This is a genomic window from Streptomyces sp. NPDC047014, assembly GCF_040644195.1.
In the GTDB taxonomy this organism is placed as follows: domain Bacteria; phylum Actinomycetota; class Actinomycetes; order Streptomycetales; family Streptomycetaceae; genus Streptomyces.
The window spans coordinates 1-12,135 of the sequence record NZ_JBEYVX010000071.1; the positions used below are offsets into that span (position 1 = coordinate 1).

Annotated in this window: 11 protein-coding genes and 1 pseudogene; 3 read left to right on the plus strand and 9 right to left on the minus strand. The window is 72.8% G+C overall.

The window, feature by feature from the left end:
- The first annotated feature begins 662 nt into the window (after positions 1 to 662).
- On the plus strand, positions 663 to 1,661 hold the full coding sequence (trpS, locus tag ABZ873_RS26850) for a tryptophan--tRNA ligase (protein WP_360876782.1): 999 nt from the start codon (positions 663 to 665) through the stop codon (positions 1,659 to 1,661).
- A gap of 50 nt (positions 1,662 to 1,711) precedes the next feature.
- Here the strand turns inward: trpS and proC are convergent, their stop codons facing one another.
- The 5 genes from proC to ABZ873_RS26875 all read right to left on the minus strand — a co-directional run bounded on the left by proC (position 1,712) and on the right by ABZ873_RS26875 (position 5,210).
- On the minus strand, positions 1,712 to 2,521 hold the full coding sequence (gene proC / locus ABZ873_RS26855) for a pyrroline-5-carboxylate reductase (protein ID WP_360876785.1): 810 nt from the start codon (positions 2,519 to 2,521) through the stop codon (positions 1,712 to 1,714).
- 99 nt (positions 2,522 to 2,620) lie between these two features.
- Positions 2,621 to 3,358 carry an ABC transporter permease gene (locus ABZ873_RS26860; RefSeq protein WP_360876788.1) on the minus strand — a complete coding sequence of 246 codons (738 nt, stop codon included), beginning with the start codon at positions 3,356 to 3,358 and terminating at the stop codon, positions 2,621 to 2,623.
- Complete coding sequence (locus ABZ873_RS26865) at positions 3,355 to 4,185, minus strand: ABC transporter ATP-binding protein (RefSeq protein ID WP_360876791.1); 831 nt, start codon at positions 4,183 to 4,185, stop codon at positions 3,355 to 3,357. Before ABZ873_RS26865 ends, ABZ873_RS26860 begins: the two co-directional genes overlap by 4 nt.
- A gap of 62 nt (positions 4,186 to 4,247) precedes the next feature.
- Complete coding sequence (locus ABZ873_RS26870; RefSeq protein WP_360876794.1) at positions 4,248 to 4,787, minus strand: hypothetical protein; 540 nt, start codon at positions 4,785 to 4,787, stop codon at positions 4,248 to 4,250.
- Positions 4,788 to 4,907: 120 nt separating this feature from the next.
- Positions 4,908 to 5,210 (minus strand): SH3 domain-containing protein, encoded by a 303-nt coding sequence (locus ABZ873_RS26875; protein WP_360876797.1) that lies wholly within the window; start codon positions 5,208 to 5,210, stop codon positions 4,908 to 4,910.
- Between the two features lie 107 nt (positions 5,211 to 5,317).
- On the opposite strand from ABZ873_RS26875, the gene ABZ873_RS26880 reads away from it, so the two are divergent.
- Entirely contained in the window at positions 5,318 to 7,468 is a 2,151-nt protein-coding gene (locus tag ABZ873_RS26880; protein WP_360876800.1) for a protein kinase, read from the plus strand.
- 61 nt (positions 7,469 to 7,529) lie between these two features.
- Here the strand turns inward: ABZ873_RS26880 and ilvD are convergent, their stop codons facing one another.
- The 4 genes and pseudogenes from ilvD to ABZ873_RS26900 form a co-directional block, all read right to left on the minus strand.
- Positions 7,530 to 9,380 (minus strand): dihydroxy-acid dehydratase, encoded by a 1,851-nt coding sequence (ilvD, locus tag ABZ873_RS26885; protein ID WP_360876803.1) that lies wholly within the window; start codon positions 9,378 to 9,380, stop codon positions 7,530 to 7,532.
- A 122-nt stretch (positions 9,381 to 9,502) separates the two neighbouring features.
- A complete protein-coding gene (locus ABZ873_RS26890; protein ID WP_360876806.1) occupies positions 9,503 to 10,123 on the minus strand; it encodes a TetR family transcriptional regulator in 621 nt (206 codons plus the stop codon).
- The gene (locus tag ABZ873_RS26895) at positions 10,120 to 10,959 is read right to left on the minus strand and encodes a sugar phosphate isomerase/epimerase (RefSeq protein WP_360876809.1); all 840 of its coding nucleotides are present in this window, start codon (positions 10,957 to 10,959) and stop codon (positions 10,120 to 10,122) included. The genes ABZ873_RS26890 and ABZ873_RS26895 overlap by 4 nt, the downstream gene beginning before the upstream one ends.
- Positions 10,960 to 11,063: 104 nt before the next feature.
- Positions 11,064 to 11,270, minus strand: a pseudogene (locus ABZ873_RS26900) (NUDIX hydrolase); the annotation flags it as partial.
- 272 nt (positions 11,271 to 11,542) lie between these two features.
- On the opposite strand from ABZ873_RS26900, the gene ABZ873_RS26905 reads away from it, so the two are divergent.
- Positions 11,543 to 12,022: a hypothetical protein gene (locus tag ABZ873_RS26905; protein ID WP_360876812.1), complete on the plus strand. Its 480-nt coding sequence runs from the start codon at positions 11,543 to 11,545 to the stop codon at positions 12,020 to 12,022.
- The last annotated feature ends 113 nt before the right edge of the window (positions 12,023 to 12,135 follow it).

A 12,135-nucleotide genomic window follows, 5' to 3' on the forward strand; every position in this document is an offset into this window, starting at 1 on the left:
CCTCGCGGGTTTTCCTCCGGGCTTTCGTTCTGCTGTGTTGCTTTGTTCTTGCGTTTCCGACTCTATCAGACGTTTTCCGTGTCCGATTTCCTCGGCGCTTTCCAGGTCTTCGCTTTCGCGTTTCCCTTTCCGGCGATTCCGACTCTATCAGGTCCTTGCGGGCCTGACTGCCAGTCAGCGGCTTGGTGCTTCTGGGCTTTGGGGCCCTTCGGCGAGTGAGACAGTAGCGGATTCCTCGCCCCCGAACCTAATCGGCGGCAGCGTCCTCGGACGCGGATTCCTCATTCGCAAATACGCATGAAAACGAGACGACAGAGTGCGTCGTTCGTTCGATTTGAGTAGTGCGGAATGGCTGTCCGGGGACCGACCGGGGTCGGCGCTCACGTCGGACAACTCGAAGAACCTTACGGACCAGGCACACCCGTGTCAACCCCCTCCATCCTGCCGCCCGGCCGTCTACGCTGGGCCCCATGACCACGCACGTGCTCACGCTCAGCCTTCGCTGGTGGGCCGCCTGACGGCGGCCGACCTTCCACGCGAGCACGCACGCGCTCACGGCCGCCGCCATCGGCGGCCGTTCTGCTTTCTCCCTCCCGGGAGTGGCCCGGTCGCCGGTACGGCGGCCCGCACCACTCACCACCACACACCAGGGAGAGCAGCACATGAAGCGGATCTTCAGCGGGATCAAGCCCACCGGCCACATGACCCTCGGGAACTACCTCGGGGCCGTACGCCAGTGGGTCGCCGCCGAGCACCGGCCGGAGGCGGCGCTGTTCTGCGTGGTCGACCTGCACGCGCTGACCGTGGAGCACGAGCCGGCCCGCGTCCGGAGGCTCAGCCGGCAGGCCGCCACCCTGCTGCTGGCCGCCGGGCTGGACCCGGCCCGCTGCACCCTCTTCGTACAAAGCCATGTCGACGAGCACACGCGCCTGGCCTATCTGCTGGAGTGCACCGCCACCGACGGGGAGCTGCGGCGGATGATCCAGTACCGGGAGAAGGCCGCGAAGGCGCAGGCCACCGGGGAGGGGGTGCGGTTGTCGCTGCTCACCTATCCGGTGCTGATGGCCGCCGACATCCTGGCGTACGGGGCCCACGAGGTGCCGGTGGGCGAGGACCAGCGGCAGCACGTCGAGCTGACCCGGGATCTGGCGGTGCGGTTCAACCAGCGCTACGGGCACACCTTCACCGTGCCGAGGGCCACGCATCCGGCGGTGGCCGCGCGGGTCATGGACCTCCAGGACCCGGCGTCGAAGATGGGCAAGTCCCACGCGAACGGGGCGGGCATCGTCTATCTGCTGGACGAGCCGGAGGTGGTGCGGAAGAAGGTGATGCGGGCGGTCACCGACAGCGGGGACGGCGGTGTGGTCCACGACCGGGAGTCGCGGCCCGGGGTGGCGAACCTGCTGGACATCCTGGCGGCCTGTACCGGGGGTGATCCGGTGGCGCTCGCCGACGGGTACAGCGGGTACGGGGCCCTGAAACGGGATGTCGCGGACGCCGTGGTCGAGCTGCTGCGGCCGCTGCGGGAGCGCCACGCGGAGCTGGCGGCCGATCCGGCCCAGGTGGACAAGGCACTGCGCGAGGGTGCGGGGCGGGCCCGGGAGCTGGCGCGGCCGGTGGTGGACCGGGCGTACGAGGCCATCGGGCTGCTCGCGCCCTGACGGGTCCTGGCCTGCGTGCGGCCCCCGCGGGCGGGGGCCGCACGTACGGGTCAGCTGTTGCCCGTGGCCAGTTCGCGGCTGCGGTCGCGGGCCGCTTCGAGGGCGGCGATCAGGGCGGCGCGCACCCCGTGCCGTTCCAGCTCGACGATGGCGTTGATCGTCGTACCGGCCGGGGAGGTGACGGCCTCGCGGAGCTTGACCGGGTGCTCGCCGCTGTCGCGGAGCATGACGGCGGCGCCGATGGCGGCCTGGACGATCAGGTCGTGGGCCTGGGCGCGGGGCAGGCCGAGGAGGATGCCGGCGTCGGTCATGGCCTCGACGAGGAAGTAGAAGTAGGCCGGTCCGGAGCCGGAGAGGGCGGTGGCCGCGTCCTGCTGGGACTCGGGGACGCGCAGGGTCTTGCCGACGCCACCGAAGATCTCCTCGGTGTGGGCCAGGTGCTCGGCGGTGGCGTGGCTGCCGGCGGAGATGACGGACATGGCCTCGTCGACGAGGGCGGGGGTGTTCGTCATGACGCGGACGACGGGGGTGCCTGGGGCCAGCCGCTCCTCGAAGAAGGAGGTGGGGATGCCGGCGGCACCGCTGATGACCAGGCGGTCGGCGGGGATGTGGGGGGCCAGCTCGTCCAGCAGCCGGGCCATGTCCTGGGGCTTCACTGTGAGGATCAGGATGTCGGCGCGCTTGGCCGCCTCGGCGTTGGAGACGGCCTCGACGCCGTAGCGGCCGCGCAGCTCCTCGGCCCGCTCGGCGCGGCGGGCGGTGACCAGGAGCTTGGAGGCGGGCCGGCCGCCGCGGATCATTCCGCTGAGCAGCGCCTCGCCGATCTTGCCGGTACCGAGGACTGCGACTGTCTGGGTCATGCCCGATTCACCTCGCCGAACTGTTCACGCGCGATACGTATACGCCCTCATCCTGTCACCCGGGGAACGGGCGGGGCGGGACCGTCCGGTCCGTGGGCGTCAGGGGGTGCGGCGGCGGAGGGTGGCCGCGCCGAGGGCGAGGACGAGCAGGGCGCAGGCGGCGACGACGGCGAGGTCGCGGACGAAGTCGGCGGTCATGTCGGTGTGGGTGAGGACCTGGGTCATGCCGTCGACGGCGTAGGACATGGGCAGGACGTCCGACAGGCCCTCCAGTACGGGGTGCATGGTGGCGCGGGCGGCGAAGAGCCCGCACAGCAGCAGCTGGGGGAAGATCACCGCCGGCATGAACTGGACGGCCTGGAACTCGGAGGCGGCGAAGGCGGAGACGAACAGGCCGAGCGCGGTGCCGAGGAGGGCGTCGAGGAGGGCGACGAGCAGGAGCAGCCAGGGGGAGCCGACGACGTCGAGGCCGAGGGCCCACAGCGCGAGGCCGGTGGCGAGGAGGGACTGGAGGACGGCGACGGCGCCGAAGGCGAGGGCGTAGCCGGCGATGAGGTCGCCCTTGCCGAGGGGCATGGCGAGGAGCCGTTCGAGGGTTCCGGAGGTGCGCTCGCGCAGGGTCGCGATGGAGGTCACCAGGAACATGGTGATGAGCGGGAAGATCCCGAGCAGGGACGCGCCGATGGTGTCGAAGGTGCGGGGGCTGCCGTCGAAGACGAAGCGCAGCAGGGTCAGCATCAGTACGGGGACCAGCACCATCAGTGCGATGGAGCGCGGGTCGTGGCGCAGCTGGCGCAGGACGCGGGCGGCGGTGGCGGCGGTGCGGGCGGCGTTCATCGGGGCTGCTCCTGGGCGGGGAGGGCGGTGGCCGCAGCGGCGTCGTCGGCGGCTTCGTTGTCGGCCTCGTCGACGAGGCGGAGGAAGCCCTCTTCGACGGTGGTGGCGCGGGTCCGGGCGCGCAGGGCGTCGGGGGTGTCCTGGGCGAGGATGCGGCCCTCGCGCATGAGGAGGAGGTCGTGGCAGCGCTCGGCCTCGTCCATGACGTGGGAGGAGACGAGGATCGTGGCGCCCCGGGCGGCGGTGATCTCGTGGAAGAGCTTCCACAGGTCGCGGCGCAGGACGGGGTCGAGGCCGACGGTGGGTTCGTCGAGGACGAGCAGTTCGGGGGTGCCGAGGAGGGCGACGGCGAGGGAGACGCGGCTGCGCTGGCCGCCGGAGAGGTTGCCGGCGAGGGAGTCGGCGCGGGCGGTGAGGTCGACGTCGGCGAGGGCGCGGCGGACGGCTTCGGTGCGGCGGGCGGCGGCGGCGCGGCCGGGGTCGAGGACGGCGGCGAAGTAGTCGAGGTTCTGCCGGACGGTGAGGTCGTCGTAGACGGAGGGGGCCTGGGTGACGTAGCCGATGCGGGAGCGGAGCCCGGGGTGGCCGGCGGGGCGGCCGAGGACCTGGAGGGTGCCGGTGACGCGGGCCTGGGTGCCGACGACGGCGCGCAGGAGGGTGGATTTTCCGCAGCCGGAGGGGCCGAGGAGGCCGGTGATGCGGCCGCGGGGGACGTCGAAGGAGAGGGCGTCGAGGACGGTGCGGGGGGTGCGGCCGGTGCCGCGGCGGACGGTGAGCCCGTGGGCGTGGACGGCGGCCGGGGGACCTCCGGACGGTTTATTCATCATGTGATGAATAATGCTCCTGGGGGTGCCGGTCGTCAATCACCGGGGGGTTGCCGCTCCGCGTACTACTTCTTGCGCTTGGGGCGGCGGGCCGCCGGGTTCCCGGTACGGGCGCTGCGGCGGCGGGCGAATTCGGCCTGCGCGCGCTCGTACTCGGCGCGGCGCAGCTGCTCGCCCGGGGCCTCGGTCAGGCAGCGCAGGGAGTAGGCGATGAGGGAGCCGATGAAGCCGATGGTCTTGAGCCCCTTGAGGGCGGCCTCGTCGGAAGAGGGCGCCGGGCGCCGGATGTAGGACTCCCAGGTCTTGAAGAAGGCGATGGCGCTGGAGACCGCGAAGAGGACGACCACCGAGATGCTGAGGAAGGGGCCGACGTTGCCGATCTCCAGGCCCTCGTAGGAGAGGCGGAGCAGGAGGGCGGCGGCGACCGCGGTGATCATCGCGCCGATGCCGACGGCGGCGCGGCGCAGGCCGTAGCCGCTCTCGTGGTGCAGCCAGGTGGTGCCGAAGTAGCGGATCGGCTCGGGCTGCGGGCCCGCGGGGACCGCGTCCGGGGCAGCCGGGGCGGCCGGCCCGGCGGGGGTCTGGTCTCGCTGGTCGTCGCTCACACCGGCGATTATCCCCCGCCGGGCCCGCCGGGCCGGGTGCGTCTCACGTGGCAGACGGGTCGCGGGCGGGGCGCGGTGGCACCTGCGCCCGCGACCGTGCCGGGGTCGGCCGCCGTGCGGTCAGCCGCAGCGGGTGACGACGTAGCCGTCGCTGCCGGTGCGTACGTAGGCGTCCGCGATGAAGCGGCCGTTCCCGATGCAGTCCCAGATGCCGCTGGTGCCGTACGGGCCCGAGACCGTGGTGCCGTCGCACTGGCAGCGCAGGCTCACGGTCGCGCCGTAGGGCAGGACGTCGATGACGGAGTAGTTGGTGCCGGGGCCGCTGCGGACGTTCACGCGGTAGCCCGGCGCGACCGGATAGGACGGGTAGCCGGAGCCGGCGGTCAGGCTCTCGGCATGGCTCGAATCGTTCTCCACGGACATACGAAAATCTCCCCCCATGGGCGTTGCCGTGCGCAACTCGCGCAGGGTAGCAGGACCTTGGAGACTCCTCGGGGTCATCGACTAGGCTCCGGCGGGGGTGGTGAGCGGTGCATTCGCTGCGCGCGGACTACGCGGGCTTTCCGGAGTACGCGGGGCAGTACCGGCTCGAATCGGTGCTCGGCTCCGGAGGGATGGGCGTCGTCCATCTGGCCACGTCCGGCTCGGGGCTGAAACTCGCCGTGAAGATCGTGCACGCCGAGCACGCGGTGGACCCGGAGTTCCGGGCCCGTTTCCGCCAGGAGGTGGCCGCCGCGCGGCGGGTGAGCGGAGCCTTCACGGCGCCCGTGGTCGACGCCGATCCGGATGCCGAACGGCCGTGGATGGCCACGCTGTTCATCGACGCGCCCACGCTCGCGGCGCGGGTCAAGGAGCGGGTCCTCGACCGGGCGGAGCTGACCCGGCTCGCCGCCGGGCTCGCCGAGGCGCTGCGCGACATCCACCGGGCCGGGGTGGTGCACCGCGACCTCAAGCCGGGGAACGTGCTGATGGCCCCGGACGGGGTGCGGGTGATCGACTTCGGGATCTCGCGGCCCGCGGACAGCGATCTGCGGACCGAGACGGGCAAGCTGATCGGCACGCCGCCGTTCATGGCGCCCGAGCAGTTCCAGCGGCCGCGCGAGGTGGGGACGGCCGCCGATGTCTTCGCGCTGGGCGCGGTGCTCGTGCACGCGGCGACCGGGCGCGGCCCCTTCGACTCCGACAGCCATTACCTCGTCGCGTACCAGGTGGTGCACAGCGAGCCCGATCTGAGCGGGCTGCCGTCGCAGCTGGTGCCGCTCGTCGCGCGCTGCCTGTCCAAGGATCCGGCGGAGCGGCCCACCGCCGAATCGCTGATCGCGGAGATGCGGGCGCTGGCGTACCCGACGGCCGAGGACACCCAGGCGTTCATCCCCCGGCCCCGGGAGCCCGCCGCGCCCGAGCAGATCACGCACCGCCGGGAGCGTATCGACGCCGGGCCGGGCCCCGGTGCCGCGTCGCCGGTACGGGCGCCCCGCGCGCGGTGGGTACGGGTGGCGGCCGCGGCGGGGGCCGGGCTGCTGCTGGCGAGCCTGGCCGTCGGCGGGTACCTGCGCTTCGGGCCCGCCTCCGAGGCGCCCGCCCGGATCAGCGCCCAGACCGGTCCGGCGGCGGCCAAGAGCTTCGCCCCGTGGGCGGTGCCCCTGGGCCGGCCCGGCACGGGCAGCCGGATCGGCGCCTGCTCCTGGCAGGCGGCGGCCCTCTACTGCGCCGGGCCGGGCATCGCGGCCGCCCGGCTCGACCCGGCGGACGGGTCCACGGTGTGGTCGGTGGAGGCGGCGGCGCCCGCGAAGGGGACCACCGGGGTCGGGGCGCCGCTGCACGCGGGCGGGCTCGTACTGGTCGTGGCGCCGGGCAGTCAGGTCCTGCGGGCGCTGGACCCGGCCACCGGGGCGGAGCGCTGGCAGCACGCCCTCGCGGGCGGCACCCAGGCGGTGGTCGCGGGCGGGCAGGCGCTGCTGGTGGGCCCGGGCGGCGGAGTCACCGCGCTGGACGCGGCGCACGGCACCCCGCGCTGGACCCGGCAGATCGGCGGGACCGGCTCGGTGTGGTGGGGCGAGGCCGGGGCGGACGGGGCTCCGGCCGCGCTGTACGCGGTGACGCCGGAGGCGGACGGCGGCTCGACGCAGCTCGCGGTGGTGGATCCGGGGAGCGGGGCGCAGCGTACGGCGCTCAAGGCGCCCGGGCGGCTGCGGCCCGTGGGCACGGCGCAGGGGGCGCTGTACCTGGTGGACGTCGACCCCTCGGGCCGGACCACGGCCGTGGTCCGCGCGGATCCGGCGACGCGGGCCGTGCACCGGGTGCGGCTGTCGGCTCCGCTGTTCGACGCGGAGGGGGCGGTGGGCCCGGGCGGGGTGACGTACCTCTTCGGTACGTCGGGCGCGCTGGTCGCGGTCGGCGGTGCGCAGGAGGACTGGCGGCTGGAGACGGGCCTCAGTGTCGCTTCCCGGCCGGTGTTCGCGGCCGGGCGGATCCACCTGACGGCCGCCGACGGGCGGCTCCTCGCGGTGGACGCCGCCGCCGGGCGGCCGGTGGGGCAGACCAGGCCGCGCATGGCGGAGGGCAAGGACACCTACGCCGCGACGCTGCCCGCGCCGGCCGTGGGCGACGGGCGGGTGTTCGGGGTGGCGCCGGACGGGTCGGTGTTCGCGGTGGACGCGGGCGATCCCGGGACCTGGTGAACGCGCGGCGCCCCCGCACCGGAGGGTGCGGGGGCGCTGCTCTCGTATGCGAGGGGACCTGTCAGCCCAGGCGGCTGACGTCGCGGACCGCGCCCTTGTCGGCGCTGGTGGCCATCGCCGCGTAGGCGCGCAGGGCCGCGGAGACCTTGCGCTCGCGGTTCTTCGGGGCGTAGACCCCGCCGAGGGCCTCGTGGCGGGCGGCGAGCGTGGCGTCGTCGACGAGGAGCTGGATGGACCGGTTCGGGATGTCGATGCGGATCCGGTCGCCGTCCTCGACCACCGCGATGTCGCCGCCGGAGGCCGCCTCCGGGGAGGCGTGGCCGATGGACAGGCCCGAGGTGCCGCCGGAGAAGCGGCCGTCCGTCACCAGCGCGCAGACCTTGCCGAGGCCGCGGCCCTTGAGGAAGGAGGTCGGGTAGAGCATCTCCTGCATGCCGGGGCCGCCGCGTGGGCCCTCGTACCGGATGACGACGACGTCGCCCGCGGTGACCTCCTTGCGCAGGATCTTGTCCACGGCCTCGTCCTGGGACTCGCAGACCACGGCCGGGCCCTCGAAGGTCCAGATCGACTCGTCGACACCGGCGGTCTTCACGACGCAGCCGTCCAGGGCGATGTTGCCGCGCAGCACGGCCAGGCCGCCGTCCTTGGAGTACGCGTGCTGCACCGAGCGGATGCAGCCGCCCTCGGCATCGAGGTCCAGGCTCTCCCAGCGCTTGGACTGGGAGAAGGCGGTGGCGGAGCGCTCGCAGCCGGGGGCCGCGTGCCACAGCTCCATGGCCGTGTCACTGGCCGTGCCGGAACGGGCGTCCCAGCGGGCGAGCCAGTCCTCCAGGCCGTCGGAGTGGACGGTGGTGATGTCCTTGTTGAGGAGGCCGCCGCGGTGCAGCTCGCCCAGGATGGCGGGGATGCCGCCGGCCCGGTGGACGTCCTCCATGTAGTAGGTGCCGCCGGGGGCCACGTTCGGGGCGACCTTGGCCAGGCAGGGCACGCGGCGCGAGACGGCGTCGATGTCCTTGAGGTCGTAGTCCAGGCCCGCCTCCTGGGCGGCGGCCAGCAGGTGCAGGATCGTGTTGGTGGAGCCGCCCATGGCGATGTCGAGGGCCATCGCGTTCTCGAACGCCTCGCGGGTGGCGATGCTGCGCGGCAGGACGGACTCGTCGCCGTCCTCGTAGTAGCGCTTGGTGATCTCCACGACCGTGCGGCCGGCGTCCTCGTACAGGGCGCGGCGGGCGGTGTGCGTGGCGAGGACCGAGCCGTTGCCGGGGAGGGCCAGGCCGATGGCCTCGGCGAGGCAGTTCATGGAGTTGGCGGTGAACATGCCGCTGCAGGAGCCGCAGGTGGGACAGGCGTTCTCCTCGATGCGGAGCACGTCCGCGTCGGAGACGTTCTCGTTGGAGGCGTCGACCATGGCGTCGATCAGGTCGAGCTTGCGGACGGTGCCGTCGACGAGGGTGGCCTGTCCGGCCTCCATCGGGCCGCCGGAGACGAAGACGACCGGGATGTTGAGGCGCATGGCGGCCATCAGCATGCCGGGGGTGATCTTGTCGCAGTTGGAGATGCAGATCAGCGCGTCGGCGCAGTGCGCCTCGACCATGTACTCGACCGAGTCCGCGATCAGGTCGCGGGAGGGCAGGGAGTACAGCATGCCGCCGTGGCCCATGGCGATGCCGTCGTCGACCGCGATGGTGTTGAACTCGCGGGGGATGGCGCCGGCGGCGCGGATGGCGTCGGAGACGATCCGGCCGACGGGGGCGAGGTGGGTGTGGCCGGGGACGAACTCGGTGAAGGAGTTGGCGACCGCGACGATCGGCTTGCCGATGTCCGCGCTCGCTACGCCCGACGCGCGCATCAGCGCACGTGCGCCTGCCATGTTGCGGCCGTGGGTGACGGTGCGGGACCTCAGCTCGGGCATGCGGTTTCACTCCCCATGAGTGCGGCCGCGGGGGCGGCCGCGACTGCGGATATGGCTCAGGTACGAGGCTACGCCCACCGCCCGCGATCCGGACACCGCGTCCGGATGCCGGGACGGCAGGGTCATTCCTCGGTCAGGTACCGCTGGAGGGTGGGGGCCACCAGGGCCACGATCTTCTCCGGCTCGGCGGAGGCCAGGGGCTCGACCTGGACCACGTACCGCAGGAGGGCGATACCCACCATGTGGGAGGCGGCGAGCTCGGCGCGGAAGGTCGGGTCGGGGACGTCGAGGTCGGCGGCGACCCGCTCCAGGACCCGGCGCAGCACCAGCTCGCGCAGCACCTTCGCGGCGGCCTCGTGGGTCAGCGCGGAGCGGATCACGGCGAGCAGCGGGACCCGGGTGACCGGGTTCTCCCAGACGCCGAGGAAGTAGCGGGCCAGGCGCTCGCCGATGCCGTCGGGGCCGCCGCCGAGGATCGCGGGGACCACGAGGGCGGGCTCCAGGCTGACCTCGACGGCCGCGGCGAAGAGGTCGTCCTTGCTGCCGAAGTAGTGGTGGACCAGGGCCGGGTCCACGCCGGCTACCTTCGCGACGCCCCGTACGGAGGTCTTGTCGTACCCGCGTTCCGCGAACACCTCGCGGGCGGCGAGCCGGATGCGCTCCTGCGTGCCCGGACCCTCCTCGGCCTCGTCCTGCCGCGGGCGGCCGGGGCCGCGGCGGCGCGGGGGCGCGGGCTCGGTCACGGGCGCGGCGCCCGGTCGTGGCCGCGGCCGAGGCCGGTGGCGGCGAGGTGCAGGCGGGCGAAGGCCAGCGCCTCGGCGAGGTCGGCCTCGCGTTCGGCGGAGGACATGGCGCGGCGGGTGTTCACCTCGATGACCACATGGCCGTCGAAGGAGCTCCGGGCGAGCCCTTGCAGCAGCTCGGCGCAGGGCTGCGTACCGCGGCCGGGGACCAGGTGCTCGTCCTTGGCGGATCCGTTGCCGTCGGCGAGGTGGACGTGGGCCAGCCGGTCGCCCATCCGGTCGACCATGGCGGCGGCGTCGGCGCGGGCGGTCGCGGTGTGCGAGAGGTCGACGGTGAAGTGCCGGTAGTCGTCCTTGGTGACGTCCCACTCGGGGGCGTACGCCAGCATCTCGCGGTCGCGGTAGCGCCACGGGTACATGTTCTCGACGGCGAACCGGACGTCGGTCTCCTCGCCCATCCGCCAGATCCCGCTGACGAACTCCCGGGCGTACTGCCGCTGCCAGCGGAACGGCGGGTGCACGACGACGGTGGACGCCCCCAGTCGCTCGGCGGCGGACCGGGCCCGCTGGAGCTTGACCCACGGATCGGTGGACCAGACGCGCTGGGTGATCAGCAGACAGGGCGCGTGCACGGCGAGGATCGGCACCTGGTGATGCTCGGAGAGCCGGCGCAGCGCGTCGATGTCCTGTCTGACCGGATCCGTCCAGACCATCACCTCGACCCCGTCGTAACCGAGGCGCGCGGCGATCTCGAAGGCGGTGGCCGTGGACTCCGGATACACGGAGGCGGTGGACAGGGCGACTCTCGCACTCGGGACACGGACGGGTTCTGCCACGGGGACAGGGTACGGGTCGCGGGCCCACCCGGTACGTGACGGGGGCCACGGGGACCCGCGCCCCGGGCCCTGACGGGCGGCCGCGCCCCGACCACGCCAGGACGTCAGCGCACCGGCAGCAACGCGTGCCCGTCATGGCTGCGCACATGCGGACCGGCGTCGTCGAGAGCGTCGAGCAGCCTGATCGAGTACGCCTCGGACATCCGCTCGGCCACCTCCTCGGGTGTGAGCCACTGCACGGCGGTGGCCTCGTCGGACACGTGCTCCGCCCCTCCGGAGAACTCGCACCGGAAGACCAGGGCCACCACACCAGCAACTGACACGGAGTGGCGCGGCGTTGACCGGGTCGAGGGGGCGCTGTTGCTCATAGACGCGAGCACAGGAGGGTTCCCCTTCCCGGGCTGAGAGGTCCCCACCGGGAGGCGAGCTGGCTTCGGGGGGGGGGGGGACCAGGCGCGGTCGACCGGCAGACATGGCCTTTGCACGTCTTCGAACCGTATGGCGCAGCACGCTGGTTCAACGGCGCCGAGGTCACTCTTGCGGGCGATCGCGCCGGGGGGAGTTTCGAAGTAGTTTCAAAGTCATGAGCGCTGAGAACGCCGCTGTGAACTTCTCCGAACTCGTCAACAAGAACAAGCAGACGCTGGCCAAGCTGCGGGAGTCTCCACGGCTGCTCCTGCACCGTAGAGACGGTGAGGACCTGGTCCTCACGACTGCGGCCAGAGCTGAGCAGGACCAGACGGTGGTCTCCGCTGCTACGCGGATGCTAGGAGCCTTGGCACGGCGCGAGCCCGGCAGCATGGAGCTGCTCCTCGACATACTGCCGGAGGCTTTTCCGTGGGTGCGTTTCCTTCCCGAGCCGGACGTCCACGCCTTCGCAGTCGAACTGGTCGACACCATGCGTGCGGCGGATTCGATCGACAACAGCGCATCCATCGCCCAGATGCTCATCGCCTGGCAGCATACGGCCGAGGTCCACTCCGACCCGGTCCTCCTGGCCGCACTGACCAAGGACCACGGCACGGACTACGGCCGAGCAGCGGATCCGAGGGACGTCTGTTGACCCCGGCTCGTGGCGACCGAGTCGCACCGCCGGCACCGGAAGGGCACTGGGAAGTCCGCTTCGCGGACGCCGCATCGGCCAAGGGATGGGAATCCCTCGCTCAGCAAGCGCGC